Here is a 25,873-nt window from a genome sequence, read left to right on the forward strand (position 1 = left end):
TGTCGGACCGGTAAGGGCAGCACACGACCCAGGGGAGCTTCCGGAACCATGACCGATCACCCCGGACCAGGACACGACCGGTTGGACGCGGGCCTGAGCGCGATCATCAGCGAGCGGCGTCAGCTCATCAACCTCGGCTACCGCCTGCTCGGCTCCCTGGCCGAGGCCGAGGACGTCGTCCAGGAGACCTACGCCCGCTGGTATGCCATGTCACCGCGGGAGCGGGACGCCATCGCGTCCCCCGGCGCCTGGCTGACCAGGGTCGCCGGGCGCATCTGCCTCAACCTGCTCTCCTCGGCGCGGGCCCGGCGCGAGACCTACGTGGGCGAGTGGATCCCCGAGCCGCTGCCCGACCCCGCGGACCGGGCCACCGGGCGGCCGGACGGCATCGGCGCGGACCCGGCCGACCAGGTCACGCTGGACGAGTCGGTCAGCATGGCGTTCCTCGTCGTGCTCGACGCGATGACCCCGGCCGAGCGCGTCGCGTTCGTCCTGCACGACGTCTTCCGCTACTCCTTCGCCGAAGTGGCGGAGATCGTCGGCCGGACCCCGGCGGCCTGCCGTCAGCTCGCGTCCTCGGCCCGCCGTCGCATCCGCGACTCCCAGGCCGCCGCGCCGCCGGCATCCCGGCAGGCCGCGGTCGTCAGGGAGTTCAAGCAGGCGTGGGAGGCCCAGGACATCAACGCGCTCATCGGGCTCCTCGACCCCGGCGCCACAGGAATCGCCGACGGCGGCGGCATCGCCCCCGCGCTGCTCCGCCCGATCGAGGGCGGCGAGCGGATCGCACGTCACTTCGCCGCGCTCGCCGCCAGGGTGTCCGGCCTGACGCTCCTGGAGCGTACGGTCAACGGCCGGCCCGGCCTGATCGCCCAGCAGGACGCCGTCACCGTGTCGGTGTTCGCGTTCGAGATCGCGGGCGACCGGATCAAGCGCATCTGGGCCGTACGCAACCCCGACAAGCTCCACCCGTGGACGGCCGGCTGACGGGCACGCTCGCCCGCGGCCGGCTCGCCGGCAGGTCATGCCCGTTCGACGCCCCGCGTCCCGGCCGCCGTACGCAGGCGTCAGGCCACCTTCGAGGACGGGGCGGTCCAGGTGTTGCAGGATGCGGGGTCGCCGGTCTTGAATCCCTCGTTGGCCCAGTAAGTGAGCGACTTCCGGCTCCCGCTGTACGTGCCCGCCCAGCCGCGCAGGTAGAAGAGCAGATCGTCCCAGTCCTCGCGGGGACGCCTGAAGGACTTCCAGACGCTTCGCAGGGAGGCTCCGGCGAAGCAGGAGCTCTGCAGGCTGTATCGCCGCGTCTGTTCGGTGAGTTCGGCCTTGCTCCGGTGGTCGAGGTCGAGCCAGGCCCGGTAGATGCGCGTGACGTTCTGCACGTGCTCCCCGTAGTTCGTCGCGAGCAGGTTTAAGAGGTAGAGATCCCCCGGCTCCTGCAAAAGGTCCTTGGAAAGCACGATCAGGATGGTGCGCGATGTCTCGCAGTAGAAGCCGTCCCAATCGCCCTTGCGCCACTTGTCGCCGCAGTACTTCGCCGGCACCTCGGTGGCGTACGTGAGTTTCACCGGCGACGGCTTCAGATTCGCCCGGCGCAATTCGGTGCCCCAGGTGCGGGTGAGGCACCGCAGCATCTCGTTCAGATAGAGCTTCGCGGACCTCGCGTCTCCCTTCTTCACGCGCCTTTCCCGGCACGTGGTGTCCGGCAGCGGGCCCGCGCCGTACAGGCGGTTGTCGGTGAGGGTCCTGCTCTTGACCGGTTGGGCGGCGGCCGTGCCGGTGACGGCCGGGACGAGCCCCAGCGCCACCGTGCCGGCGAGCGCGATCTTGGCGAGTTTCACGGACGACGAGATTAGGCCACACAAAACACTCTCGGCAGCCTTTTTATGGGATATCACCCGATTGTTCCGTGCGCGGCAGCGAGGTGTATAACGGGGCGGCGGCAGCGGAAAACGGATGTGGAGCGTGCATGGTCATCAGACGTGCCGAACCGGCGGACGCGGAGGCGATCGCCGTCGTCCACGTCCGGTCGTGGCAGGCCGCCTATCCGGGGCTCATGCCCCAGGCCTACCTCGACGGGCTCACCCCGGCCATGCGCCTGCCCGTCTGGGAGCGCCTGCTGGGGGAGTCCGCCCCGCCGCGTACGGAGGTCCTCGTGGCGGAGGTGGACGGCTCGGTCGCCGGGTTCGCCTCGTTCGGCCCCGGCCGGGACGACGACGTCGATCCCGCCTCGGTGGCGGAGATCTCGGCGATCTACCTGATGCCCGAGGTATGGGGCGCCGGGGTCGGCGGGCGTCTCATGGCCGCCGCGCTGGACAGCCTCACCGCCGCCGGATATGAGCAGGCCGTCCTCTGGGTCGTCGACGGGAACAGCCGCGCGCGGTGGTTCTACGAGCGCGGCGGCTGGCGCCCCGACGGCGCCGAACTGCACGACGAGTCGGACGGCTTCCCGCTGACCGAGATCCGCTACCGCCGGGCCCTGGACAGTTGACCTAGCGGCCGGGCTTCGTCCAGGTCAGGGAGTATCGGCGGAGCACATGCCGGCGATAGCGCACGCCCGGCAGCAGGCGGCGCGCCGCGGACCGCACCTGCCCGTAGCTCATCCGCGGTGCGGTCATCGGCATCCCCTCGGGCTCGTGTGCGCGGCGCAGCACCTTCGTGACGCGCACGACGGGAACGGCCGCGATCGTCGCCGCCCACTCCGCGACGGACGCCTCGCGGGCCAGGCCGACCACCACCAGCGTGCCGCCGGGACGCAGCAGCTCGCGCATCCTGGTGAGCGCGGCTTCGAAGTCCATGTGATGGATCGCGGACACCGAGCAGACGAAGTCGTACTCCCCGGCGGGCAGGGCGGCGGTGAGGAAGTCGCCCTCGACGAAGGCGAGCCCGGGCAGGCCGGCCGCGAGCTCGCGGGCACGCGCGATCATCTCCGGCGACCTGTCGACGCCGGTCACGCGCTTGGCCCGGCCGGTCAGCTTCCGGGCGAGCAGCCCGTCTCCGCAGCCGACGTCCAGCGCGTCACCGCACCCCTCGGGGACGGCGCGGAGGATGCCCGGGTGCCGGGCGACGTTGGTGTTCCAGTACGGGTCCGGGTCGGCCTGGCGCATCCGGTCATCGTAGGGCGGGCGCCATGACGAAGTCGCGGAATCGGGTGGCGGGGGCGGCCGGGGCGTGGTCGGTCCGCCAGGTGAGGCCGATGGTGCGGCGGGCGGCCTCCGCCGCGATCCTGACGCCGACGGTGCCCGACAGGCCGGCGAAGGGCTCGGGGACGACGGCCACGCCGAGCCCCGCCGCGACCAGGCCCTCGATGGTCGCGAGATCCTGGCTCTCGAACGAGACGGCGGGGGACACCCCGGCGTCGCGCAGCAGCGCGTCGACCAGGGCCCGGTAGCCGAAGCCGACCGGTGTCGTGACGAGCTCCTCGTCCGCCAGCTCCCGGAGGTCCACCTCCTCCCGGTCGCGCAGCCGGTGGCTCGGCGGCACGACGAGCACCAGCCGCTCCTCCTGCAAGGGGTGCCAGCCGGAATCTCCAGGTGGGCGTGGCGAGATGATCGCGAGGTCGGCGGCCCCGGTGCGCAGATCGTGCACGATCTCGTGCGCCGGTTCCTGGCGCAGCAGGATGCGCATCCGGGGCGCGTGCTCGTGGAAGGAGCGCAGCAGCCGCGGGACGAGGGAGGTGGCGATGGAGTCGAGGAAGGCCAGGCGCACCACGCCGGTGTCCGGGTCGAGCAGGCTCCCGAGGTCGGCCAGCAACTGCTCGTAGCGCGCCGTGAGGTCGCGCGCGGCCGCCACCACGAGCCTCCCGTTGGGCGTCAGGTGGACGCCGTCCGGCGCGCGCTCGAACACCCGGGTGCCGAGCTCGGTCTCGACGCGGGCGAGGGCGCGCGAGAGCGTCGGCTGGCTCGTGCGGAGGATTGTGGCGGTGTCGGTCACGTGCTGGTGATCGGCGAGGGCGACCAGCCAGGCCAGATCCCGGAGCAGCATGAGCGCCATCATACGCATCACGCATCGAAAACCGACTTTAACCGCATTGGACGCATGGAGTCAGAAAGCGCACAGTCGTTCGGGTGACCGCTGTTCTTGAGCCCTCCGCCGTGGAGGGACACCTGCCGGGGACCGCCGGATACCGGCGGGTCGTCGTCGCGCTGTTCGCCGCCGGGGTCGCCACCTTCGCGCTGCTCTACAGCACCCAGGCGATCCTGCCCGAGCTCGCCGAGCAGTTCGGGGTGTCCACCGCGGAGAGCACGCTGAGCGTGTCGCTCACCACGCTCGGGCTCGGTGTCGCGCTGCTGGTGGCCGGCCCCCTGTCCGACGTCGTCGGCCGTACGCGGCTGATCCACCTGTCGCTGACGGCGTCCGCCGTCGTCGCGGCCGCGTGCGCGCTGGCCCCCGGCTGGACCGCGCTCATGGTCCTGAGGTCGCTCCTGGGCATCACGCTGGCAGGGCTCCCCGCCGTCGCCACCGCCTACCTGCGCGAGGAACTGCACCCGTCCACGCACGCCCGCGCCGCCGGTCTGTACGTCGGCGGCAAGGCCCTGGGCGGCATGGCCGGCCGTCTCCTGACCGGCGCCGTCGCCCAGGCCGGCGGCTGGCGCTGGGCGCTCGCCGCGGTCGCCGCACTCGGCCTGCTGTGCGCCCTGACCGTGCGCGTCCTGCTTCCGGCCTCCCGGCGCTTCACCGCGGCCCCGGCAGGCGTACTTGCCCTGCTCCGTGGGAGCCTGCGCGTGGTGTCGGACCGCGGGCTGCTCGCGTTGTACGGCATCGGCGGGTGCTCGATGGGGGCCCTGGTCGCGGTGTTCAACACCCTGGGCTTTCGCCTCGCGGGCGCGCCGTTCCACCTCGGCGTCGGAGCCGCCGGCCTGATGTTCCTCGTCTATCCCATCGGCTCGGTCAGCTCCGTGGTGTTCGGCCGGCTGGCGGACGGCTACGGACGCAGGACCGTGACGCCGCTCGGCTGCCTGCTCGCCGTCGCCGGCGCGCTGGTCACGCTGCCGTCCTCGCTGCCGGTCGTGGTCATCGGGCTCGCGCTCCTCACCGCGGGGTTCTTCGCCGTCCATGGTGTGGCCAGCGGCTGGGTCCCGGCCCGGGCGCACGCGGGCGGGGCGTCCACGGGCCAGGCCGCCTCGCTCTACCTGTTCACCTACTACCTCGGGTCCTCCGTCTTCGGCAGCCTCGCGGGCCGCGCCTGGACGGACGCCGGATGGCCTGGCGTGGTCGCCCTCGCCGTGCTCCTGCTCACCGCCACCGGCGCCCTCACCCTCCTGCTGCGCCGTACCCCCGCCCTGGGGAAGTGACCGTTCGTCACGGGGAGGCGTGAGATAGGCGCAGGTCGCCCCCGAAGGCTTGCGCGATCACGCGTCCCGTCTCGAAGACGAACTCCGCCCCCACCCACTGGGTGGGATCGTCGGGGTCGAATCCCTTGCTCACCTGGACGAGCCGCTCGCCGACATGCCGGATGAAGGGCACCTCGGCGGGTGCGGGCACGATGTCCACCCGGCTGCCGAGCTCCTCCATCGTGTAGCCGTCTCCCGGCTCGTCCGGCACGACGCACAGAGCCCAGTCGGCGGTGTCACGGACCACGACGGTCGTCGTCTCCAGATGAAGCCATACGTGCAGGAGTTCGGGAGCGTCGGACTCATGGGTGAACAGGGCCGCCGTGACCGCGGTCAGGCGCAGGCCCTCCAGGGCGGAAAGTTCCATCATCCCCCTGCCCAAGCCGGCGATCTCACGAGCCCGGCGGTACGTGGTCGCCGCCGATTGGGAGAGGCGCGGGGGTGATCTTCGCGATCAGGACGCGGCGCCGATCCGGGCCACGCTCCCGGTCTGACCTCCCGTGCCGACCATCGGCGGGCCGGAACCATGGTCCCGTCTTCATGCGATCTCAGGCCGGTCTGTGCCGGTCATGCTCGGCCACCAGGCGCTTGGGCGCCTGCTGACGCCATGCCTCTTCCACGAGACTCCTGACGCGCTCCGCCGGGACCCTGCCGAGCTCGACCTGCAGCCCGAGGAAGCTCTTCCGCGCATCCGGACGGCGTACGGCCTCGTAGACGGACGGGTCGGCCTGCGCCGCGTCGACGGCCTGCTGCTCGGCGACGCAGAACACGGCCGTCGTCTCGTCCCTGCCCATGCCGAGGAAGGTCCGGCCTCTGACCTTGAACACGGGAACGTGGAACCGGAAGTGACTGACCTCTTCGACCTCGGGCAGTGCCGTGGCCCAGCGTCGGATGTCGTCCGTAGTTGTCACGAGAGGACATTAACCGGCGGCAGCCGTCCCATCTCCCCGGCCGTGATCCTCGAGCGCAACTGGGAGCGATCAGGCGCTGTTCCCCACCGCGGTCATACTGCGACTCATGACCTTTGAAGAGGTGCGCGTTCACCACGGCACTGGGCAATGGTGCTCCGGTGTCCGGACCGGCGACAACATCGTGGCCTACGACGTCGAGATCCTTCCCCCGTGGCGGGTTCCCGGGCGGCCCACGACCGATCGCTGCTTCGTCATCGCCGACGAAGGAGTACAGATCAGAAAGCCGGTCACCTTCGTCGACGCGCTCGAAGGCGGCTGGTATATCGACCTCATCGAACTGGAGGAAGCGGGCCCGAAGGAGCTGGCTGTCCACGACCACTACGTGGACATCCTCGTGCCCCCGTTCAACAGACACTACGAAGTGCTGGATCTCGACGAGTTCGCCGACGCGCTGGAGAACGGTGCCATCGATGCCGCCACCGCGGCCAGGGTCCTGCGCGACACGCAGCGCTTCATCGATAAGCACCTGCGCAATCTGAACCAGGACCCGCCGGGCTCATGGCCGGACTTCCCACCGGCGGCCGTCCTGGGCCTGGCGGAGCTGCCGCCCTTCGACGTGGCCCAAAGGCCCTGAGCACCCAGCGGCCGTGCGGGCGATCATCAACGCGGGCAAGCCGGGGGAGGGCCGCTTTGCAGCGCGCAATGCGGAAAGCCCGTGGCAAGGTGCGGGACCTTGCCACGGGCTTTCCGGCTCCACGACTCGCGGCACCGCCTCGCGTCGCTCCTGACCTCTTCGGGCGCCGAACGCCGCCCTCGATGTGGTGCTCGCCGCTCGGACGGAACCGAGGCGGGCCGGATCACCGCGCGACGACCATGCACGTCATCGCGCGGTCACCGGTCACACGTCGTAGTAGAGCTCGAACTCGTGCGGGTGCGGGCGGAGACGGATCGGGTCGACCTCGTTCTCGCGCTTGTAGGAGATCCACGTCTCGATGAGGTCCGGCGTGAACACGCCGCCCTCCAGCAGGTAGTCGTGGTCGGCCTCGAGCGCGTCGAGCACCTTCTCCAGGGAGCCCGGCACCTGCGGGATGTTGCGGGCCTCCTCCGGCGGCAGCTCGTACAGGTCCTTGTCGACCGGCTCCGGCGGCTCGATCTTGTTGCGGATGCCGTCGAGGCCGGCCATGAGCATGGCGGCGAAGGCGAAGTACGGGTTGCAGGACGGGTCCGGCACGCGGAACTCGATGCGCTTGGCCTTCGGGTTCGACCCCGTGATCGGGATGCGGACGCAGGCCGAGCGGTTGCGCTGCGAGTAGACCAGGTTGACCGGGGCCTCGTAGCCGGGCACCAGGCGGTGGTAGGAGTTCACCGTCGGGTTGGTGAAGGCCAGCAGCGACGGGGCGTGCTTGAGCAGGCCGCCGATGTAGTAGCGCGCGGTGTCCGACAGACCGGCGTAGCCGACCTCGTCGTAGAACAGCGGCTCGCCGTCCTTCCAGAGGGACTGGTGGCAGTGCATGCCGGAGCCGTTGTCACCGAAGATCGGCTTGGGCATGAACGTGACCGTACGGCCCGCCTGGATGGCCGTGCTCTTGATGATGTACTTGTACAGCATCAGCTTGTCGGCCGTCTCGAGCAGCGTGCCGAACCGGAAGTCGATCTCGGCCTGACCGGCGGTGCCCACCTCGTGGTGCTGCATCTCGGTCTCGATGCCGGCGTCGATGAGGTTGCGCACCATCTGCGAGCGCAGGTCGGTGAAGTGGTCCATCGGCGGGACCGGGAAGTAGCCGCCCTTGTAACGGGGCTTGTAGCCCAGGTTGCCGCCCTCGGAGGCCTTGCCGGTGTTCCAGGCGCCCTCGATGGAGTCGATGTAGTAGTAACCGGCGTTCTGCTTCGTCTCGAAGCGGACGTCGTCGAAGATGTAGAACTCGGCCTCGGGGCCGAAGTAAACGGTGTCCGCGATGCCGGTGCCCTTGAGGTACTCCTCGGCCTTGCGCGCGACGTTGCGGGGGTCGCGGCTGTAGGCCTCACCGGTCAGCGGGTCGTGCACGAAGAAGTTGATGTTCAGCGTCTTGTGCTGACGGAACGGGTCGAGCACGGCCGTGGAGGGGTCGGGCAGCAGGAGCATGTCCGACTCGTGGATGGCCTGGAACCCGCGAATCGACGAGCCGTCGAACATGAGGCCGTCGGTGAAGACGTTCGGCCCGAAGTTCTCGGCCGGGAAGGTGAAGTGGTGCGTCGTCCCCGGCAGGTCCGTGAACCTGACGTCGACGAACTGCACACCCTCGTCCCGGATGAACTTGAGGACGTCATCGGCGGAGTTGAACACTCTCGAACCTCCCAGGGGCATGGGCTAGCAACCCGAAAATAGGCCGATGCCGTTTCCGCCCCATGTCTCGATTGTTTCGCGCGTGTTAAGGGAATGCGCCGCCAGGGCGGCCGCGGCGATAGCGTCGGCCTACCGTTCCCCGGGCTCCATCGTACGGCCTTTTCGCAGGTCAGGTGCCCAACGCGGCCGGGCAGCGGGGCTTGCCGGAAACGCCGGAGACACGATCATAGGGATCGACGGGCTCGCCGGAGGGTCGTGTTCCCTGTGGATCACCAGGGAATCGCGGACGGACGAATCCGTCGTCCAGTGCGCAATTCGCGCCAAATACGGCGGATCTGTCCGTGTTCCACCAGATGACGAGCTTCCCGTCCTCGCGGTAGGCGGAGAATTCGCTTCGGTGATGTTCGACGACCCTCGTCATGACCAGCGGCGCGCCGGGGCGGCTCACCGGGTGGACGAACAGATAGTCCGTCTTGATCTCGACGCCTCCGCCGGGCCTTTCGGAGATCGTCGTCTCGCCGGAGACCTTCACGATGTCGCCGACCGGCTCGGCGGCGTCCGGCGCGAGGCTGAACACCCACGACCGCGTGCCCGAGGGGCCCTTGTCGTCCAGGTGGCGGAGGAACGCCTCGCGCTGCCGGGGATGCAGCAGGCGGATGAGCTCCTCCGGGCGCCCGCCCCGCACGGTCGCCGGGTCGAGGTGCGCGGCCGACAGCAGCCGCCGTACGCGTTGCAGGGCCTGGCCGACCTCCTGCTCGGTGAGCCCGCCGAGCGCGCGTGCCGCGGGCATGACCAGCCCCTGCTCTCCGTCGGCGTAGTCGATGGCGGGAGTGCCGGCGAACGGGGCGTCGGACGGCGCAGGGACGGGGCCGTGGTCGAACAGGCCCTCCTCGCCGTCGGGAATCGGCGTCAGCACGGGCCCGGGCCGGGCGACCACGGGACCGGAGATCATCAGTTCCTCGCCGCCGGCGGCCGGGCGGACGATGCCGAGCCGCTCCAGGACGTCCGGCCGCAGGACGACGACGAGCCCCACGAGCACGACCAGGCCCGCGATCACCATCAGCACGGCCGGGCGGCGCCGTCGTTCCGGCGGGAACACGTCCGTCTCGGCCGCCGCGGTCATCCGCCGGATCTCGTCCTCGTCGAACTGCGCGACCAGCGCCTCGAAGCGAGCGTCGATGTCATCGGGGTCCGCCGGTCGCACGGTTCCCTCCAAAGCGCTGAGGTCGGAAACGATTCACGATACCGGCATTTAATGGGAAAAGCTTGCCCATGTTGGACGGCCCTGTGGCCGGGCACCGGACCGGCGCCGGTGCCCGATACGCTGGGAAACCATGAGTGACCGGCAGCCGCGTTGGACACAGACCTGGATGGACGGCCCGCGGGCCGCCGGGGTGAACCTGGGCTATCCGGGGGAGCGCCTCGGCCTGCCCGAGCAGGGCCCCGGAGCGGTCGCGGGGTGGGGGCGCAGGATCGGCGCCGTCGCCGTCGACTGGCTGCTGTGCACCTGGGCCATCGCCGGAGGCCTGCTGCGTTTCCAGGGCAACGACGTCGGCGTGGTCGGCCTCGGCGTCTTCGCCGCGGAGTACGTCCTGCTGGTCAGCACGATCGGCATGACGCTGGGGATGCGGCTGTTCGGCATCCGCGTGGCCAGGCTCGACGGCGGACGGCCGCACGTTCCCGGCGTGCTGGTGCGCACGCTGCTGCTGTGCCTCGCCGTGCCCGCGCTCATCTGGGACCGCGACCGGCGCGGCCTGCACGACCGCGCGAGCGGGACGGTCGTGGTCAACCTCTGACGCCGCGGGAGACCGCCGTCAGGGTTCGACGAGTCCGGCGCGGATGGCGTAACGGGTCAGTTCGAGCCGGTCGCGCATGCCGAGCTTCTGCAGGATGTTCGCGCGGTGCCGGTCCACGGTCTTCACGCTGATGAAGAGCGTCTCCGCGATCTCCTTGGCCGAGTTGCCCTCGGCGATGAGCTTGACGATCTCCTCCTCCCGGGGCGTCAGGATGCTGTCCGGCACGCGCTCGCCCTGCCGGGCGCGCCGCAGGTAGTCGCGGATGAGGGCGGTGACCGCGCCCGGATAGAGGAAGGGCTCCCCGCGCATCGCCGCCCGGCAGGCCTCCAGGAGGTCCTGGTCGGCGACCGACTTGAGCACGTAGCCCGAGGCGCCGGCCTTGAGCGCCTCGAAGAAGTACTGCTCGTTGTCGTACATCGACAGGATCAGGATCCGGACGTGGGGCGCCTGCCGTGAGATCTCGCGCGCCGCCTGGATTCCCGTCATTCGGGGCATCGCGATGTCGAGAATGGCGAGGTCGATCTCCTCGGATCGGGCGGCCTCGACCGCCTCGGCGCCGTCGGCGGCCTCGGCGACCACCACGAGATCGGGCTCCGCGTCGAGGATCAGCCGCAGTCCGCGCCGGACCAGCGCGTGGTCGTCGGCCAGCAGGATGCGGGTCTTGGCGCTCTCCACCGATCAGCTCTCCTTCACCGGATGAACCGCGTGATCCGCGAGACCCCCGCGATCCGTGTGATCCGCCTGAACCGCGTGCGGGGGGACGACCAGGCGCACGTCCGTGCCGCCGCCGGGCGGGGAGTCCACGGTCAGCCGGGCGCCGATGAGAAGGGCGCGCTCGCGCATGCCGCGGATCCCTGCGCCTTCCTTGTCGACGCCCCCGCGCCCGTCGTCGGCGATGCGCAGCGTGAGCCGTCCCTTCTCCTGCCTGAGCGACAGCTCCACGTGGCGGGCGCGGGAATGCCTGGCCACGTTCGTCAGCCCCTCCTGCGCGATCCGATAGAGGACGAGCTCGACCTCCCCGCTGAGCGGGGGCAGGTCGGTGCCGATCTCACGCGTGATCGCGATCCCGCTCGCCTGCGCGAAATCGCTGCTCAGCGCGCTCAGCGCACTGTGCAGGCCGAGGTCCTCCAAGACGCCGGGCCGCAGCCGTCTGGCGACCCGCCGCACCTCGTCCAGGCTGGCGCGCACCGTCTCCTGGGCGGCGCTCAGCTCCTCCCGGAGCTCCTCGGGCGCCCGGTCGACGACACGCTTGAGCGACAGCAGCGCCACCGTGAGGCTCTGGCCGATCTCGTCGTGCAGCTCGCGCGCGATCCGCTGCCGTTCCCCCTCCTGTGCGGCCAGCGCGTGCGCGCTGCTGGCGCTGCGCTCGGCTTCGAGCCGGTCGAGCATCTCGTTGAACGTGCCGATCAGCTGGGCGAGGTCGCCGTTGCCGCTGTCGGTGAGCCGGTCGCCCGCCCTCAGCAGGTCGACCCGCCGCATGAGAGTGGTGAGCGCGTCCAGCGGGGCCAGGCTCTTGCGGATCAGCAGCGCGTTGGCCGTGATGATCAGGGCCAGCCCCACGATCAGGACCGGTATCTCCGTGAGCAGGACCGGTGAGGACACCGTGGCGGGGGAGAGCGCGAGCACGAACGTCCCGGCGGTGAAGACCAGCCCGTTGATCGCGAACAGCCGCCAGAACAGGGCGCGGGCCGGGTGCCGCGACCGCGCCGCCGCCGTCCCGCCGGTCACCGTGTCGTTCCCCGTGTCGTGCCCCGTGCCGGTACGCGGGCCGGAGTGGGGCCCGGAGCGGGGGCCGGCGCGCGGCTCGGTGCGCTCGTTCACGGCTCACAGCCTGCTCGTACGCGTGCGCCGGTGTCCATGCGGGCCGCCCCCCATCATGCCGTCTTCCTACATGTCATACCTCTCCGGATATGGGTGACGCACCCGATGGTGGTGGCCCGTGCCGTCTCGAAGACTGGTGGCGACGGGCGGACAGGGAGACGCCACGCCGCCGGCGGGCCACACATCCGAGGCACCAGCGGCCGGTGCGGGCGAGAGAGGGCCCCGGCCCCGTGGTGAGGATCCGCCGCAGATGGGAGGTAGCCGAGATGGACGTGACCCGCGCCACCCTGCCCGGCGTCGCGACCGTGGTGCACCAGTGCGTCACCCGCGACGGGCAGCGCTTCGGCGTGCTCGTGGACAAGGCCGGCGGCCGGAGGCTTCTCCTCTACGGCTCCGGGGAGCCCGACACGCCGTTGCAGGTGATCACCCTGGACCAGCGTGAGGCCGACCAGCTCGCCGACATTCTGCACAGCAGGCCCGTCCTCGATCGGCTCGCCCATCTGGAACGCCGCGTCGCCGAGTTCGTGGAGGCGGCGCGATGACCACGTACGGAACCGTCCGCCTCCCCGATCGATGTGATGGCCTGATGCAAGCGCGCGATGTCGTTGTGAACCTGCCGACGGTGACCGTCCACGACCCCGTCGCCCGGGCCGTACGGATCATGGTGCTGAACCGGATGCCCGGGTTGATCGTGGTGGACGGCAGGGGACGGCCGGGATGGGTGCTTCCCGGCACGCAGGTCCTGCGTCTCACGGTGCCCGGGGCCTATCAGGAGGACCCGGCGCTCGCCCGGGCGATCGACGAGGCCCATGCCGACCGCTTCTGGCAGGAGCTGGACGGCATCACGGTGGGCGAGTGCCTGCCGCCCCAGCCGCCCAGGCCGGTCACGGTGCCCCTCGATGCGACCCTGCTCGAAGTGGCCGCCCTCATGACGCGGATGCGCAGCCCCATCACCGCGGTCGTCGGCCCCGACGGCACCCTGGCCGGCGCGATCACCCTGGAGCGGCTGCTCACCAGCCTGGCGCTCGTGCCACCGGGTGAGTGATCGCCCCAGGCCGGTGGCGGGCCGCCCCGCGACCTTTCCGGTCGCGGACCTGTCGTCTCGCGTCCGTACGCGTCGCGCCGTGCGGCGTTTCCACGATCCGGAGGTTCCGATCATTCACCGCTTCGCCATGCCGTCGTCGTCACGGCGCCCGCCTGCCGGGACACCCTGCCGGAACGCCGTCCGCCGTGCGCGCACCGCCGGACCACCGGGGCGCCGCACGTGAGCGCGGCCGTCTCCTTCGCGATCTTCGTGGTGGCCTTCGCCTTCATCGCGGCGGAGAAGGTGCACAAGGTGAAGGTGGTCCTCGTCGCCGCCGGTGCCATGGCCGTCCTGGGGCTGATCCCCGGCGACGAGGTGTTCTTCTCCGAGACCGCCGGAATCGACTGGAACGTCATCTTCCTGCTGCTCGGCATGATGATCATCGTCGGCGTCGTCAAGCACACGGGAGTCTTCGACTACCTCGCCATCTGGGCGGCCAAGAAGTCCAAGGGACGGCCCTACCGGCTGATGGTCATGCTGATGATCATCACCGCGATCGCCTCGCCGTTCCTGGACAACGTCACCACGATCATGCTGGTCGCGCCGGTCACCGTGGTCGTCTGCAACCGGCTCGGCATCCCGGCTCAGCCATACCTCATCGCCGAGGTCCTGGCGTCCAACATCGGCGGCGCGGCGACGCTCATCGGCGACCCGCCCAACATCATCATCGGCAGCCGCGCCGGGCTGACGTTCAACGACTTCCTGGTCCACATGGCGCCGATCGTGGTCGTCGTCTTCGTGGTGTTCGTGCTGCTCACCCGGGTGCTGTTCCGCAGGTCGTTCCGCTACTCGCCGGAACGGGTGGCCGCGGTGATGGCGCTGCAGGAACGGCGGGCGATCACCGACCCGCGCCTGCTCACGCGATGCATGGTCGTGCTCGGCGGGGTGGTCGCCGCGTTCTGCCTGCACCCCGTGCTGCACGTGGAGCCGTCGATCGTCGCCCTGGTGGGTGCCGGGGTGATGCTGCTGGTGTCCCGCGCCGACGTGCCCGACGTCCTGCGCGAGGTCGAGTGGGGCACCCTGGTCTTCTTCATGGGCCTGTTCGTCATGGTCGCCGGCCTGGTGAACACGGGCGTCATCGCCACGATGGGCGGCTGGGCCGTCGGCGCGCTCGGCGGCGACCACTTCCTGTCGGCCACGGCGCTGCTGTTCGGTTCGGGCGTGCTCGGCGCGTTCTTCGACAACATCCCCTACGTCGCCACGATGGTGCCCGTCGTCGAGGAGATGGTCGCCCAGACGCCGGATCCGAAGACCGGGCAGGCACTGTGGTGGTCCTTCGCCCTGGGGGCCGACTTCAGCGGCAACGGCACCGCGGTGGCCGCGAGCGCGAACGTCGTGGCCGTCGGCATCGCCGCCCGGACCGGCCATCGCATCGGCTTCTGGCAGTTCACCCGCTATGGCATCTTCGTCACCGCGCTGAGCATCACGATGGCGTGGGTGTACGTCTGGCTGCGCTACTTCGTCTGACACGCGCGAATGGCGAGTGGGCGGCCGAAGCGGGGAACGCGAGCCGACCTATGAGGCGGCCCGGACGCAGTGGAAGATCGCCGTGCCGGGGAGCAGCCGGCCGCGCAGCGGACTCCAGCCGCCCCACGTGCGGTCGTGCCCCGGCGGCCACTCCGGCTCGGTCAGGCCGGTCAGGACGAGACCGGAGGCGGCGATCAGGCCCACCCAGTCGCCCATCGTCCGGTGGTGCTCCACGTATGACGGCTCGCCGTCCTCGCCGAACTCGACGTACGGCGATCGGTCGAAGTAGGGCCGGTCGGCGGTCAGGCCGCGCGGGCCCGGATCGTCGGGGAAGGCCCACCGCACGGGATGGCTGACGGAGAACACGAACCGGCCGCCCGGCCGCAGCACCCTGCGCACCTCGGCGAGCACCGCCCCGGCGTCCGCCACGAACGGCAGCGCACCGTACGCCGAGCACGCGAGGTCGAACGACTCGTCCGCGAACGGCAGCGTCTCGGCGTCGGCCTGGACGACGGGCAGGGTCACCCCGGCGGACATGTCGATCCGCCGGGAGTGCTGCAACTGCCGGTAGGACAGGTCGACGGCGGCGACCGTCGCGCCCTGTCCGAGCAGCCACCGGCCGCACTGGCCGGCACCGCACCCGATCTCCAGGACGCGGCGCCCGGCGACGTCGCCGAGCAGCCGGGCGTCGGCCTCGTCCAGGCCCTCGGGGCACCACACGAAGCCGTCGTCGCGCAGGAACCCGCCGTGCTCGGCCTGGTAGTCGTCGGCCGCGCCGTCCCACCAGCCGCGGTTGGCCCGGGAGGTCTGCGACCGGGAGACCGGCCGCCTTCCCACGAAGTCCAACGTCGTCAGCGCATCTTGGGGCCGCGCGGCATCCGGGCGCCCTTGGGGATGGGGCCCTTCGGCATCGGGATGGCCGGGGTGAGCGCGCGCATCCGGTTGTTGACCTCGGACACCGCGCCCTTCTTCAGGTTGCGGGGCAGCTTCATCATGTGCCGCTGGAGCTTGGCCAGGGGGATCTGGCCGTCCGCGTCACCACACTGGATGTCGTACACCGGGACGTCGACCGCGACGCGCTGCACGCGCTTCTTCTCCGCGACGAGCATGCGCTGCACCCGGTTGGGCGGGCCCTCGGAGACCAGGATGACCCCGGGGTATCCGACGACCCGGAAGACGAGGTCCTGGTCGCGGTTGACCGCGACCGGCTTCTCCTCGACATACCAGGTGCCGCGCAGGCTCTGCAGGATCGCGTACGTCGCGCCCGGCTGCCCGTGGAGCATCGAGTACTGCGCCTTCTGCGCCAGCCGGCTGAAGACGATCATCCCCACCAGAACGGCGGCGAAGACGCCGAAAACGATCCACGTCCAGCCGAAGATCACGCCGATGACGACGAACAGGACGAGCGTGCCCAGAGCCGACGCGTAGACGATCGGCATGCCCTTGGGGTTCGCCTGCTGAATGATCTGTGCGACCATCCGGAGCTGCTTGAGGCGCCCCGGAGACGCTGCGTCTTTCGCCATGGTCTGAAGGATACAAACGTCGAGCTGACTTAATGAAAACGAGACTCGCCCACGCGGGCGGCGATCGCCTGCTGGTACAGGCGTCCGGCCCGGTAGGACGAGCGCACCAGCGGCCCGGACATGACGCCGGCGAAGCCGATCTCCTCGGCCTCCTGCTTGAGCTCCACGAACTCCTCGGGCTTGACCCAGCGGTCCACGGGGTGGTGGCGCGGGGTGGGGCGCAGATACTGCGTGATGGTCACCAGGTCGCAGCCGGCCTCGTGCAGGTCGCGCAGCGCCTGGGTGATCTCCTCGCGCTCCTCGCCCATGCCGAGGATGAGGTTCGACTTGGTGACCAGCCCCGCCTCGCGGGCCATGCTGATGACCCGCAGCGAGCGCTCGTAGCGGAACGCGGGCCGGATCCGCTTGAAGATCCGGGGCACGGTCTCGATGTTGTGCGCGAAGACCTCGGGCCTGCTGGAGAAGACCTCCTCCAACTGGTCGCGGTCGCCGTTGAAGTCCGGCACCAGCAGCTCGACGCCGCAGCCGGGCACGGCCTCGTGGATCTGCCGGGCGGTCTCCGCGTACAGCCAGGAGCCGCCGTCGGGCAGGTCGTCACGGGCGACACCGGTCACCGTGGCGTAGCGCAGGCCCATCTGGCGCACCGACTCGGCGACGCGGCGCGGCTCGTCCCGGTCGTACTCGGCCGGCTTGCCGGTGTCGATCTGGCAGAAGTCGCAGCGCCGGGTGCACTGGTCGCCACCGATGAGGAAGGTGGCTTCGCGGTCCTCCCAGCATTCGGAGATGTTGGGACAGCCCGCTTCCTGGCACACGGTGTGCAGCCCCGCGCCCTTCACCAACGATTTGATCTCGTTGAAGTTGGGGCCGTTGTGCAGCCGCGTCTTGATCCACGGCGGCTTCTTCTCGATGGGGGTCTGGCTGTTGCGCACCTCCAGGCGGAGGAGCTTTCGGCCTTCAGGAGCGACGGTCATGCGACTTCCTTCGCAGCACTCCGCGGTAGCGGGCCGCGGGCCCGGGGCCCGAGCGGGAGCACGCGGCCCCGCGCCGTACGCGGGCCTGCGTGCCTGTCGGAACGCTCGTTCACGAACCCAGCTTATTACCTGAGTTCAGGTGATCCGGGACAGCTCCCCGACCGTGCGGGCGAGGTGACGGGACAGCTCGGCGCCGTCCGGGAGCCGGATCGCCCGGGGCCTGGTCCAGATCCCGATGGCGAAGGGGACGCTGCCGCACAGCCGGCCGATCACGTTCCCGCGCCAGCCGGTGACGATGAACACGCCGGCGGCCAGGAAGGCGGCGGTCACCGCGTGGACGACGGCCGAGAGGGCGAGTGAGGCCAGTTTGGCGGCCGTGTGCCGGGCCGGTCGAGTCGCCGGCCCCGTAGCCGCAGGAACCGCCTCCTGGTGTCGCGGGGGAGCAGATCGGTACGGACCTCGCCGGGGGGTGAGGAGAGGCTCATGCCGCGAGTATGTCCGAGGCCGTCTCATCCGGCGAGACACCGAAAACTGCAATGCACTGCAAATTTGCAGTAGAGTGCAGCAATGGCCGAGGGACTGCGGGAGCGCAAGAAGCGGCGGACCAGGCAGCACATCGCCGAGGTGGCGGTCGGGCTGTTCGTGGAGCGCGGCTTCGACAACGTCACGATGGCCGAGGTCGCGCGGGCCGCCGAGGTGTCGGTGAACACCGTCTACAACTACTTCCAGGCGAAGGAGGACCTCGTGCTCCCGCCGGAAGAGGCGTCGCCGCGCAGGCTGGCCGACATCGTGCGGGAGCGGCCGCCGGGACGGTCGGCGGCCGGCGCGGTGCTGGACCGGCTGCGCCGGGAGATCCGCGGGCGCGAACGCTCGGTCGGGCTGAGCGCGGGATTCGGGCGCGTGCTGGAGATGATGCGGGCCGCCCCCACGCTGACCGCCCGCCTGGAGGACCTCGGCCGCCGGATGACCGACGAGCTGGCGGCCGAGCTGGCCGAGGAGACCGGCGCGGACGCCGGCGATCCGCTGCCGCGCGTGGTCGCCTGGCACATCGGCTGCCTCCACTCGCTGGTGTACGCCGAGATCGGGCGGCGTACGACGGCGGGGGAGAGCCCGGACGCCATCGCGGACGCCGTGCTGGAGCTGCTCGACGTCGCCGAGAGCGTCCTGGGCGAGCGCGTCCGCGCCTATGCCGTACGAGAGGGATGACCGTGTTCAGAGTGACGATCAGAGGGAAGTTCACCGGGCTCGACGACGCCGGGCGGGCGGCGGTGACGGCGGCGGGCGGCATGGGCTACACCGAGGGCGGCACGTTCACCCACGACGCGAGCGTGTCCGCCTTCACCTTCCGCTGCCAGGTGCCCGCCGGGCCGGACGACGGCGAGGACGAGGCCGCGCTGGGGGCGATGGCCGCGCTGGACGCGCACGGGCACCCGTACGAGATCCTGCACCTGGCGGTGACCGACATGCGGCAGATCAAGATCCGCCGGAAGGGCCGCGGCGCGTAGGCGTCAGGCGAGGTCCTCCTCGTACAGGTCGTACGGCTCCTCGCCCAGGGCCTCGGCGAGGCGCTTTCCGGCGAACGGGATGACCTCGTCGACCATGATCCGCCGCCCGGTCTCGGCCGCGAGCGACGTGACCCCGGCGTCGTCGCCCGCGATGCGGGTGTACCAGCTCAGGTCGTTGACGCAGTTGAGCGCGAAGCCGTGCATGGTGACCCCGCCGGAGACCCGGATGCCGATCGTGCCGATCCTGCGGTCGGGCAGCCCGTGCGCGGGGTCGCCGGGCACCCACACCCCGCCGGCGCCCTCCACGCGGCGCGCCGTCAGCCCGAAGTCGGCGCAGACCTGGATCAGGACCTCCTCCAGCAACCGGATGTAGGAGGTCACGTCGCCGATGCGGATGATGGGGTAGCAGACGAGCTGCCCCGGGCCGTGCCAGGTGATCTTCCCGCCCCGGTCGACGTCGATGACCGGAGTGCCGTCGACCGGGCGCTCGTGCGGCAGCGTCCGCTTGCCCGCCGTGTAGACGGGGGCGTGCTCCAGCATGAGGCACAGGTCGGAGATCTCGTCGGCCACCCGCCGGGCGCGCAGCCGCCGCTGCAGGGTCCACGCCTGCTCGTACGGTACGTCGACGCCGAGGCGGACGATGGCCACGCCCTTCACGTTCCCATCGCCCTTCACGTTCACAGCGTAGAGGTCAGCAGCCGGGGCTCGATACGCAGCTCCTTCACTGCGGACCCGTCCCGCTCGATCCGGTAGGCGTACCCCTGCGGGTCGGTGGTCACGGCCTGGATGAACTCGGTGCCCACGTAGTGGAGCGCCACGCCCTCGTCGGCGGCGTACCCCTCGGGCAGCTCGCCCGACGCGACCGACTTGTGCAGCAGCGCCCGGCGCTGCGGGTCGGAGTTGTAGTGGACGCCGCACGAGTACGGCAGCAGGCCCAGGCCCTCGGCCCAGGGCCGCAGCTTCGGCCCGAACGAGTCGGTGTTGCCGCCGATGTGCCAGCACAGCGCGCCGGCGCTCTGCCCGGACAGCACGATGCCCGCCCGCCACGCCTCGGCGAACGCCTCGTCCAGGCCGTGCAGCCGCCACAGGGCGGCGAGGTTGGCGACGCTGCCGCCGCTCACGTAGATCGCGTCCTGCTCCAGGATCCACTCGCGGGGGTCCTCGACGTTCGGCATCGGGAAGACCGTCAGGTGGCTCACCTCGACGTCCCAGCGGGCGAACGCGCCGTACATCTTGAGCAGCCAGTCGGCGTCGTCGCCGGTGGCGGTGGCGAGCAGGCCGAGCTTGGGCCGGTCCTGACCGGTGAGGTCGAGGACGTAACGCAGCAGGGCGGTCGGCTCGATGAACCCGTATCGCTCCGTCTGCCGGAACGATCCGCCTCCGATGGCGACGATGTGCGACTGCCCGATGCGGCTCATGCCCATGCTCCTGTTCCCGGATCGAGTGACTCTTCAGAGTACGGCGGCCAGCGCCTCGCCGATGGTGGGATGGGCGAACCGGTGACCGGCGTCGAGCAGCCGCCGGGGGAGCACCCGCGGACCGGCGAGCAGGGCCTCGTCCGCGAACTCCCCGAGCGCCAGGCGCAGCGCGAGACGCGGGGCGGGCAGCGGCATCGTCGGGCGGCGCAGCGCCCTGGCGAGCGCGGCGGTGTATTCGGCGTTGGTCACCGGCTCGGGAGCCGTGAGGTTCACCGGCCCGGTCAGGTGGTGCGCGAGCAGGAAGCGGACCGCGTCCACCCAGTCGGGCAGTGAGATCCACGACGTGTACTGCCTGCCGCTGCCGAGCACGGCTCCCGCGCCCATCTTGAAGATCGGCAGCATCCGGGCGAGCGCGCCGCCCCGGCCGCTGAGCACCATCCCGCTGCGCAGCAGCGTCACCCGCACGCCCGCCTCTTCGGCGGGCGCGGTGGCGGCCTCCCAGGCGCGTGCCAGATCGGCGAGGAAGCCCGTGCCGGCCGGCGCGGACTCGTCCACGGCGCGATCCCCGGTGTCGCCGTAGAAGCCGATCGCGGAGGAGGACAGCAGCACCCGCGGCCCGCGCTCGGCGCGGGCCATCGCGGTGGCGAGGACGTGCGTGCCGCTGACCCGGCTGCCGACCAGCTCCCGCTTGTACGCCTCGGTCCACCGGCGCTCGCCGATGCCGGCGCCGGCCAGGTGGACGACCGCGTCCGCGCCTTCGAGCGCCGCGGGGTCGAGCACGTCGCCCTCCGGGTCCCAGAAGCACTCGTCGGGCCCGGCGGGCGCGCGTCGTACGAGACGGCGCACCTGGTGCCCGTCGGCGCGCAGCGCGCTCACCAGGGCCGTTCCGAGCAGCCCCGAGGAGCCTGTCACCACTGTCGTCATCGTCTCCACGCACGGATCACTACCCGGAAACGAACGGGGCCGCCCCGCCGAGCGCGGGACGGCCCCGTGGTGTCCGGGAGTGCGGCTCGCGCCGCCTGCGGCGTACGGCTACGCCAGGCCGAGCTGGGCCTCGAAACGGCCCTCCTCGAGACGGTGCTTGATCGTCGTGAGGAAGCGGGCCGCGTCGGCGCCGTCGACCAGGCGGTGGTCGTAGCTGAGCGCGAGGTACACCATCGAGCGGACCGCGATGACCTCGCCCTCCGGGGTGTCCACGACGACCGGGCGCTTGACGACCGCGCCGGTGCCCAGCATGCCGACCTGCGGCTGGTTGAGGATCGGCGTGTCGAACAGCGCGCCCCGGCTGCCGGTGTTGGTCAGCGTGAACGTGCCGCCGGTGATCTCGTCCGGGCTCACCTTGTTGGTGCGGGTGCGCTCGGCCAGGTCGGCGATCTTCCGGGCGAGCCCGGCGATGTTGAGGTCGCCCGCGTTCTTGATCACCGGGACGAGCAGGCCGCGCTCGGTGTCGGTCGCGAAGCCGAGGTGCTCGACGTCGAAGTAGGTGACCTCGTTCGTCTCGCTGTTGATCGTCGCGTTCAGCTTCGGGTGCTGCTTGAGCGCCTCGACCGCCGCCAGGGCGAAGAACGGCATGAAGGTCAGCTTCACGCCCTCGCGCCGCTGGAACTCCTCCTTGGCCCGCTCGCGCAGGCGGGCGATGCGGGTGACGTCGACCTCGACCACGGTGGTGAGCTGGGCCGAGACCTGCAGCGACTCCACCATGCGCTTGGCGATGGTCTGCCGCAGGCGCGACATCTTCTCCGTACGGCCGCGCAGCGTGGTGTCCACCCGCACCTCCGACGCGGCGGGCGCGGCGGCGGCCGGGGCGGCGGGCGCCTGGGCCGGGGCGGGCGCCGCCTGCGGGGCCGGGGTGGCGGCAGCGGCGGCCGCGGCCTGCTCGCGCTGGACGCGGGCGGCCTCGATCACGTCCTGCTTGCGGATCCGGCCGCCGACGCCGGTGCCGGTCAGCGAGTCGAGGTCGACGCCGTGCTCGGCGGCGAGCTTGCGGACCAGCGGCGTGACGTACGGGCCCTCGCCGGACGAGGGCAGCGGGGCCGGCTCGCTCGGCTGCGCGGCCGGGGCCTGCGGAGCCGGGGCGGCGGGGGCCTGCGGGGCCGGGGCGGCCTGGGCCTGCGGAGCCGGGGCGGGCGCCGGGGGCGCCGGCGGCGTCACCACGGCGGGCGCGGGCTGCGGGATCGACGAGACCGGCGGGGCCGGCGCGGGGGCCGGAGCAGGCTCGGGCTCGGGCTGCGGAGCGGGAGCCGGAGCCGCCGGCTCGGCGGCGGCCGGAGCGGCGCCCGCCTCGGAGTCGATCAGGGCGAGCTCGGCGCCGACCTCGACCGTCTCGTCCTCAGCGACGATGATCTTGGTGAGGTAGCCGGCGGACGGCGACGGGATCTCGGTGTCGACCTTGTCGGTCGACACCTCGAGGAGCGGCTCGTCGGCCTCGACGCGGTCGCCTTCCTTCTTCAGCCAACGGGTGACGGTGCCCTCGGTAACGCTCTCGCCGAGCTGGGGCATGGTTACGGAGACCGGCATGGTGTGTCTTCTCTCGCGTTCGCTAGGAGGGCTTCAGTTGTGGACGTGCAGCGGCTTGCCGGCCAGGGCCAGCATGGCCTCGCCGAGAGCCTCGGACTGCGTCGGGTGCGGGTGGATGAGCTGGGCGACGTCGACGGGCGTGGCCTCCCAGTTGAAGATCAGCTGGGCTTCCGCGATCAGCTCGCCCACCCGGCTGCCGACCATGTGGACGCCGAGCACCCGGCCGTCGCGCTCGGCGACGACCTTGACCTCGCCCTGCGTCTGCAGGATCTTGCTCCTGCCGTTGCCGGCGAGGTTGTAGCTCAGCTCGACGACGTCGTGACCGCGCTCGCGGGCCACCGACGTGGAGATGCCCACCGAGGCGACCTCGGGCTCGGAGTAGGTGATGCGCGGCACGCCGTCGTAGTCGATCGGCACCGGGTTGAGCCCGGCGATGTGCTCGGCGACCAGGATGCCCTCGGCGAAGCCGACGTGGGCGAGCTGCAGCGTGGGGATCAGGTCGCCCACGGCGTACACGCCCGGCACGCTGGTCTGGCAGAACTCGTTGACCAGCACGTAGCCGCGCTCCATCGCGACGCCGTTCTCCTCGTAGCCGAGGCCGGCCGAGACCGGGCCGCGGCCGACGGCGACGAGCATGATCTCGGCGTCGAGGGTCTTGCCGTTCTCCAGGGAGACGACGACCCCGGTGTCGGTGGTCTTGACGCTCTCGAAGCGGGCGCCCAGCTCGTACTTGATGCCGCGGCGGCGGAAGGCGCGCTCCAGCAGCTTGGAGCTGGACTCGTCCTCCAGCGGCAGCAGGTGCGGCAGCGCCTCGACGATCGTGACCTCGGCGCCGAACGAGCGCCACACGCTGGCGAACTCGACGCCGATGACGCCGCCGCCCAGGATGACGACCGAGGACGGGACGCGGTCGAGGACCAGCGCGTGGTCGCTGCTGATCACCTTCTCGCCGTCGATGTCGAGGCCGGGCAGCGACTTCGGCACCGAGCCGGTCGCCAGCACGACGTTGCGGCCCTCGTAGACCTGGTCGCCGACCACGACGCGGCCGGGGCCGGCCAGGCGGCCCTCGCCCTCGACCACGGTGATCTTCTTGCTCTTGATGAGCCCGGCGAGACCCTTGTAGAGGCCCCCGATCACCTTGTCCTTGTACGCGTGGACGCCGGGGACGTCGATGCCCTCCAGCCGGGTGCGGACGCCGAACGACTCGCCCTCGCGAGCCTGGTCGGCGAGCTCGGCCGCGTGCAGCAGCGCCTTGGTGGGGATGCAGCCGCGGTGCAGGCACGTGCCCCCGACCTTGTCCTTCTCGATGAGGACGACGTTCATGCCGAGCTCGGCCGCCCGCAGGGCACAGGCGTATCCACCGCTACCGCCACCTAGGACGACGATGTCGTAGGGGCCGCTGCCATCAGCCACTGGAATGCTCCTTGGTCGTATTCGCACCGCCGGGTGGACCCGGCAGCATCTTTTCACTTGTCCTGGAAGATCGTGGCCCCGGCCCTGGCCCGCGCGGGCACGCCGCGTCGGGGCCGGCTTCCTTCTCCGAACAGCCCGCGGGGCTCTTTATCGTTTAAACAGCCTGCGCGGACGTGCCGTTCCCCGCGTAGCGCTCGGCGACGGCGACGAGCGTGCGGGTCATCGCGCCGGTGCCGCCCTTGGGCGTGTAGCCGTGCGGCTCGCCCTTGTTGAACGCCGGCCCGGCCATGTCCACGTGCGCCCAGCGGACGCCCGCGGGCACGAACTCCCGCAGGAAGATGCCCGCGGCGAGCATGCTGCCCCACCGCTCGGGCTGGAGGTTGGCGATGTCGGCCACCGCGGAGTCGAGCCCCTTGCGCAGCTCGGCGGGCAGCGGCATGCCCCAGGCGGCCTCGCCCTGCTCGCCGGCGATGCGGACGATCTCCTCGCGCAGGTCGTCGTCGTTGGACATCACGCCGGCCGTACGCCACCCGAGCGCCACGATCTGGGCGCCGGTCAGGGTGGCGACGTCGATGATCACGTCGGGCTGGTCCTCGGCGGCGCGGGCGATGCCGTCGATCAGCACCAGGCGGCCCTCGGCGTCGGTGTCGAGCACCTCGACGGTCTTGCCACTGTAGGTGTGCAGGACGTCGGAGGGGCGCTGAGCGCTGCCCGAGGGCATGTTCTCCGCGAGGCAGAGGTAGCCGACCGCGTTGACGCGCAGGCCCAGCCGCGCGATCGCGAGGAGCGCGCCGAACACGGCTCCCGCTCCGCCCATGTCCGACTTCATCCAGTCCATGGACGCGGAGGGCTTGAGCGACAGGCCGCCGGAGTCGAAGGTGATGCCCTTGCCGACGAACGCGACCTTCCGGGTGGCCTCGGGGTGGCCGTAGGCGACGCGGACCAGGCGGGGCGGGTTGACCGAGCCCTGGCCGACGCCGATGATGCCGCCGTAGCCGTCCTCCTTGAGCCTGACCTCGTCGAGCACCTCGACCGACAGACCGGCCTCCCCCCCGGTCTCTTGGGCGATCTCGGCGAAGCGCGCGGGCCACAGGTCGGACGGCGGCGTGTTCACCAGGTCGCGGACGAGGGTGACCGAGCCGGCGAGCGTCGTCGCGTGCGCGACGGCCTCCTCCGCCCCGGCCGCGCCGGACAGCACGGTCAGCTCGCCGACGGGCGGCTTGCGGTCGCCGTTGGTGCGGTAGCGCGTGAAGTCGTAGGCGCCCAGCAGACCGCCCAGCGCCACGGCCTCCACCTCGGCGGCCGTACGGGCGGGCAGGGCGAGCGCGGCGGACGCCGTGCCGGCGAGCGAGCGGACGGCCGCTCCCGCCGCGCGGCGCAGGGTTTCCAGGTCGTAGCCGCCCTCGGCGCCGTCCTGCGGCGCGTCGCCGAGGCCCACGGCGACGGCGACGGGCGCGGGCAGCGCCCCGAGAGTGGGGATCTTCACGACCTCTTCGGCCTTGCCGGTGAACCCCATTGTGGTGAGGATCTCGGCGAGTCGTCCGTCCAGGGCCTGGTCGAGGCCTTCGCCTCCGGGAGCCGGGCGTGGACCCTCCGGGGTCGTGTGGACGCCGATTATGAGAGCACTGGTCTCGATGGAGACCGCGTCAGATGCGTTTATGCGCACTGTGGTCACGTGAGCCGATGCTAGCTGGGCTGACTCGGCTACGCATAAACGAGGGTTCATCCTACCTATCGGTAATCCCGATGGTGCCAATAAAAGTAGCACCATCTCGACCTTTCCGGCTTATGGTGCTA

General features: G+C 71.2%; 29 protein-coding genes. 10 read left to right on the forward strand and 19 right to left on the reverse strand.

Features of this window, described 5'->3' with window-relative positions; genetic code table 11:
• Nucleotides 1–48 precede the first annotated feature (48 nt).
• Nucleotides 49–984: an RNA polymerase sigma factor SigJ gene (gene sigJ / locus OHB01_RS23195; RefSeq protein ID WP_147942246.1), complete on the forward strand. Its 936-nt coding sequence runs from the start codon at nt 49–51 to the stop codon at nt 982–984.
• A gap of 80 nt (nt 985–1,064) precedes the next feature.
• Here sigJ and OHB01_RS23200 read toward each other — a convergent pair whose 3' ends face one another.
• The gene (locus OHB01_RS23200; RefSeq protein WP_328853974.1) at nt 1,065–1,835 is read right to left on the reverse strand and encodes a hypothetical protein; all 771 of its coding nucleotides are present in this window, start codon (nt 1,833–1,835) and stop codon (nt 1,065–1,067) included.
• Nucleotides 1,836–1,963: 128 nt separating this feature from the next.
• Between OHB01_RS23200 and OHB01_RS23205 the strand changes: the two genes are divergently transcribed.
• Nucleotides 1,964–2,485, forward strand: coding sequence for a GNAT family N-acetyltransferase (locus OHB01_RS23205; RefSeq protein WP_328853975.1), 522 nt, complete (start codon nt 1,964–1,966; stop codon nt 2,483–2,485).
• Nucleotide 2,486: 1 nt separating this feature from the next.
• On the opposite strand, the gene OHB01_RS23210 is transcribed toward OHB01_RS23205, so the two are convergent.
• A complete protein-coding gene (locus tag OHB01_RS23210; RefSeq protein WP_142644860.1) occupies nt 2,487–3,101 on the reverse strand; it encodes a class I SAM-dependent methyltransferase in 615 nt (204 codons plus the stop codon).
• Between the two features lie 4 nt (nt 3,102–3,105).
• Nucleotides 3,106–3,978, reverse strand: a complete 873-nt coding sequence (locus OHB01_RS23215; protein ID WP_328853976.1) for a LysR family transcriptional regulator — start codon at nt 3,976–3,978, stop codon at nt 3,106–3,108.
• A gap of 83 nt (nt 3,979–4,061) precedes the next feature.
• On the opposite strand from OHB01_RS23215, the gene OHB01_RS23220 reads away from it, so the two are divergent.
• On the forward strand, nt 4,062–5,288 hold the full coding sequence (locus OHB01_RS23220; RefSeq protein ID WP_328853977.1) for an MFS transporter: 1,227 nt from the start codon (nt 4,062–4,064) through the stop codon (nt 5,286–5,288).
• A 7-nt stretch (nt 5,289–5,295) separates the two neighbouring features.
• Here the strand turns inward: OHB01_RS23220 and OHB01_RS23225 are convergent, their stop codons facing one another.
• Together OHB01_RS23225 and OHB01_RS23230 are read right to left on the reverse strand one after the other, a co-directional pair.
• Nucleotides 5,296–5,697 (reverse strand): hypothetical protein, encoded by a 402-nt coding sequence (locus OHB01_RS23225; RefSeq protein WP_147942244.1) that lies wholly within the window; start codon nt 5,695–5,697, stop codon nt 5,296–5,298.
• 178 nt (nt 5,698–5,875) lie between these two features.
• On the reverse strand, nt 5,876–6,238 hold the full coding sequence (locus OHB01_RS23230) for an MmcQ/YjbR family DNA-binding protein (protein WP_142644863.1): 363 nt from the start codon (nt 6,236–6,238) through the stop codon (nt 5,876–5,878).
• Between the two features lie 106 nt (nt 6,239–6,344).
• Between OHB01_RS23230 and OHB01_RS23235 the strand changes: the two genes are divergently transcribed.
• Nucleotides 6,345–6,872 carry a DUF402 domain-containing protein gene (locus OHB01_RS23235; protein WP_328853978.1) on the forward strand — a complete coding sequence of 176 codons (528 nt, stop codon included), beginning with the start codon at nt 6,345–6,347 and terminating at the stop codon, nt 6,870–6,872.
• Nucleotides 6,873–7,136: 264 nt separating this feature from the next.
• Here the strand turns inward: OHB01_RS23235 and glnA are convergent, their stop codons facing one another.
• The gene (gene glnA, locus OHB01_RS23240; RefSeq protein WP_142644865.1) at nt 7,137–8,561 is read right to left on the reverse strand and encodes a type I glutamate--ammonia ligase; all 1,425 of its coding nucleotides are present in this window, start codon (nt 8,559–8,561) and stop codon (nt 7,137–7,139) included.
• 169 nt (nt 8,562–8,730) lie between these two features.
• Nucleotides 8,731–9,765 carry a hypothetical protein gene (locus tag OHB01_RS23245; protein WP_142644866.1) on the reverse strand — a complete coding sequence of 345 codons (1,035 nt, stop codon included), beginning with the start codon at nt 9,763–9,765 and terminating at the stop codon, nt 8,731–8,733.
• 130 nt (nt 9,766–9,895) lie between these two features.
• On the opposite strand from OHB01_RS23245, the gene OHB01_RS23250 reads away from it, so the two are divergent.
• A complete protein-coding gene (locus tag OHB01_RS23250) occupies nt 9,896–10,357 on the forward strand; it encodes an RDD family protein (RefSeq protein ID WP_328853979.1) in 462 nt (153 codons plus the stop codon).
• 18 nt (nt 10,358–10,375) lie between these two features.
• Here the strand turns inward: OHB01_RS23250 and OHB01_RS23255 are convergent, their stop codons facing one another.
• The gene (locus OHB01_RS23255) at nt 10,376–11,032 is read right to left on the reverse strand and encodes a response regulator (protein WP_142616809.1); all 657 of its coding nucleotides are present in this window, start codon (nt 11,030–11,032) and stop codon (nt 10,376–10,378) included.
• 3 nt (nt 11,033–11,035) lie between these two features.
• The gene (locus OHB01_RS23260; RefSeq protein ID WP_328709620.1) at nt 11,036–12,178 is read right to left on the reverse strand and encodes a sensor histidine kinase; all 1,143 of its coding nucleotides are present in this window, start codon (nt 12,176–12,178) and stop codon (nt 11,036–11,038) included.
• Nucleotides 12,179–12,444: 266 nt separating this feature from the next.
• Here OHB01_RS23260 and OHB01_RS23265 point away from each other — a divergent pair, with 266 nt between their 5' ends.
• The 3 genes from OHB01_RS23265 to OHB01_RS23275 all read left to right on the forward strand — a co-directional run bounded on the left by OHB01_RS23265 (nt 12,445) and on the right by OHB01_RS23275 (nt 14,729).
• Nucleotides 12,445–12,720 carry a hypothetical protein gene (locus OHB01_RS23265; protein ID WP_142644869.1) on the forward strand — a complete coding sequence of 92 codons (276 nt, stop codon included), beginning with the start codon at nt 12,445–12,447 and terminating at the stop codon, nt 12,718–12,720.
• A gap of 44 nt (nt 12,721–12,764) precedes the next feature.
• On the forward strand, nt 12,765–13,223 hold the full coding sequence (locus OHB01_RS23270) for a CBS domain-containing protein (protein WP_142644870.1): 459 nt from the start codon (nt 12,765–12,767) through the stop codon (nt 13,221–13,223).
• A 219-nt stretch (nt 13,224–13,442) separates the two neighbouring features.
• A complete protein-coding gene (locus OHB01_RS23275; protein ID WP_328853980.1) occupies nt 13,443–14,729 on the forward strand; it encodes an ArsB/NhaD family transporter in 1,287 nt (428 codons plus the stop codon).
• A gap of 48 nt (nt 14,730–14,777) precedes the next feature.
• Here the strand turns inward: OHB01_RS23275 and OHB01_RS23280 are convergent, their stop codons facing one another.
• From OHB01_RS23280 to OHB01_RS23295, 4 genes are all read right to left on the reverse strand, one after another.
• Nucleotides 14,778–15,575, reverse strand: coding sequence for a class I SAM-dependent methyltransferase (locus OHB01_RS23280; protein WP_142644872.1), 798 nt, complete (start codon nt 15,573–15,575; stop codon nt 14,778–14,780).
• Between the two features lie 5 nt (nt 15,576–15,580).
• Nucleotides 15,581–16,252 carry a DUF4191 domain-containing protein gene (locus OHB01_RS23285; RefSeq protein ID WP_142644873.1) on the reverse strand — a complete coding sequence of 224 codons (672 nt, stop codon included), beginning with the start codon at nt 16,250–16,252 and terminating at the stop codon, nt 15,581–15,583.
• A 29-nt stretch (nt 16,253–16,281) separates the two neighbouring features.
• Nucleotides 16,282–17,223, reverse strand: coding sequence for a lipoyl synthase (lipA, locus tag OHB01_RS23290; protein ID WP_142644874.1), 942 nt, complete (start codon nt 17,221–17,223; stop codon nt 16,282–16,284).
• Nucleotides 17,224–17,358: 135 nt separating this feature from the next.
• Entirely contained in the window at nt 17,359–17,553 is a 195-nt protein-coding gene (locus OHB01_RS23295) for a hypothetical protein (protein WP_328853981.1), read from the reverse strand.
• A 237-nt stretch (nt 17,554–17,790) separates the two neighbouring features.
• Between OHB01_RS23295 and OHB01_RS23300 the strand changes: the two genes are divergently transcribed.
• Together OHB01_RS23300 and OHB01_RS23305 are read left to right on the forward strand one after the other, a co-directional pair.
• Nucleotides 17,791–18,429 (forward strand): TetR/AcrR family transcriptional regulator, encoded by a 639-nt coding sequence (locus tag OHB01_RS23300; RefSeq protein ID WP_142644876.1) that lies wholly within the window; start codon nt 17,791–17,793, stop codon nt 18,427–18,429.
• Nucleotides 18,430–18,440: 11 nt separating this feature from the next.
• A complete protein-coding gene (locus OHB01_RS23305) occupies nt 18,441–18,728 on the forward strand; it encodes a DUF6204 family protein (protein ID WP_328853982.1) in 288 nt (95 codons plus the stop codon).
• Nucleotides 18,729–18,731: 3 nt separating this feature from the next.
• Here OHB01_RS23305 and lipB read toward each other — a convergent pair whose 3' ends face one another.
• The 6 genes from lipB to OHB01_RS23335 all read right to left on the reverse strand — a co-directional run bounded on the left by lipB (nt 18,732) and on the right by OHB01_RS23335 (nt 25,751).
• Nucleotides 18,732–19,403, reverse strand: coding sequence for a lipoyl(octanoyl) transferase LipB (gene lipB, locus OHB01_RS23310; protein WP_328853983.1), 672 nt, complete (start codon nt 19,401–19,403; stop codon nt 18,732–18,734).
• Nucleotides 19,404–19,405: 2 nt separating this feature from the next.
• Nucleotides 19,406–20,146, reverse strand: a complete 741-nt coding sequence (locus OHB01_RS23315) for a peptidase E (RefSeq protein ID WP_328853984.1) — start codon at nt 20,144–20,146, stop codon at nt 19,406–19,408.
• A gap of 33 nt (nt 20,147–20,179) precedes the next feature.
• Nucleotides 20,180–21,070, reverse strand: a complete 891-nt coding sequence (locus OHB01_RS23320) for a TIGR01777 family oxidoreductase (protein ID WP_142644878.1) — start codon at nt 21,068–21,070, stop codon at nt 20,180–20,182.
• Between the two features lie 108 nt (nt 21,071–21,178).
• Nucleotides 21,179–22,663 carry a 2-oxoglutarate dehydrogenase, E2 component, dihydrolipoamide succinyltransferase gene (gene sucB, locus OHB01_RS23325; protein WP_328853985.1) on the reverse strand — a complete coding sequence of 495 codons (1,485 nt, stop codon included), beginning with the start codon at nt 22,661–22,663 and terminating at the stop codon, nt 21,179–21,181.
• 33 nt (nt 22,664–22,696) lie between these two features.
• Nucleotides 22,697–24,076, reverse strand: coding sequence for a dihydrolipoyl dehydrogenase (lpdA, locus tag OHB01_RS23330; RefSeq protein WP_142644880.1), 1,380 nt, complete (start codon nt 24,074–24,076; stop codon nt 22,697–22,699).
• Between the two features lie 154 nt (nt 24,077–24,230).
• Nucleotides 24,231–25,751 carry a leucyl aminopeptidase gene (locus tag OHB01_RS23335; protein ID WP_260616999.1) on the reverse strand — a complete coding sequence of 507 codons (1,521 nt, stop codon included), beginning with the start codon at nt 25,749–25,751 and terminating at the stop codon, nt 24,231–24,233.
• Nucleotides 25,752–25,873: the final 122 nt, after the last annotated feature.

Source organism: Microbispora hainanensis (assembly GCF_036186745.1).
Classification (GTDB): domain Bacteria; phylum Actinomycetota; class Actinomycetes; order Streptosporangiales; family Streptosporangiaceae; genus Microbispora.

Bases quoted from the DNA above. Each gene is read 5' to 3' on its own strand.
- OHB01_RS23320 (WP_142644878.1), bottom strand. From the start codon at position 21,070: ATGACGACAGTGGTGACAGGCTCCTCGGGGCTGCTCGGAACGGCCCTG.
- OHB01_RS23265 (WP_142644869.1), top strand. From the start codon at position 12,445: ATGGACGTGACCCGCGCCACCCTGCCCGGCGTCGCGACCGTGGTGCAC.
- sucB (WP_328853985.1), bottom strand. From the start codon at position 22,663: ATGCCGGTCTCCGTAACCATGCCCCAGCTCGGCGAGAGCGTTACCGAG.
- OHB01_RS23205 (WP_328853975.1), top strand. From the start codon at position 1,964: ATGGTCATCAGACGTGCCGAACCGGCGGACGCGGAGGCGATCGCCGTC.
- OHB01_RS23225 (WP_147942244.1), bottom strand. From the start codon at position 5,697: ATGATGGAACTTTCCGCCCTGGAGGGCCTGCGCCTGACCGCGGTCACG.
- OHB01_RS23210 (WP_142644860.1), bottom strand. From the start codon at position 3,101: ATGCGCCAGGCCGACCCGGACCCGTACTGGAACACCAACGTCGCCCGG.
- OHB01_RS23300 (WP_142644876.1), top strand. From the start codon at position 17,791: ATGGCCGAGGGACTGCGGGAGCGCAAGAAGCGGCGGACCAGGCAGCAC.
- OHB01_RS23315 (WP_328853984.1), bottom strand. From the start codon at position 20,146: ATGAGCCGCATCGGGCAGTCGCACATCGTCGCCATCGGAGGCGGATCG.
- OHB01_RS23270 (WP_142644870.1), top strand. From the start codon at position 12,765: ATGCAAGCGCGCGATGTCGTTGTGAACCTGCCGACGGTGACCGTCCAC.
- OHB01_RS23285 (WP_142644873.1), bottom strand. From the start codon at position 16,252: ATGGCGAAAGACGCAGCGTCTCCGGGGCGCCTCAAGCAGCTCCGGATG.
- lipA (WP_142644874.1), bottom strand. From the start codon at position 17,223: ATGACCGTCGCTCCTGAAGGCCGAAAGCTCCTCCGCCTGGAGGTGCGC.
- OHB01_RS23235 (WP_328853978.1), top strand. From the start codon at position 6,345: ATGACCTTTGAAGAGGTGCGCGTTCACCACGGCACTGGGCAATGGTGC.
- OHB01_RS23250 (WP_328853979.1), top strand. From the start codon at position 9,896: ATGAGTGACCGGCAGCCGCGTTGGACACAGACCTGGATGGACGGCCCG.
- OHB01_RS23215 (WP_328853976.1), bottom strand. From the start codon at position 3,978: ATGCTGCTCCGGGATCTGGCCTGGCTGGTCGCCCTCGCCGATCACCAG.
- sigJ (WP_147942246.1), top strand. From the start codon at position 49: ATGACCGATCACCCCGGACCAGGACACGACCGGTTGGACGCGGGCCTG.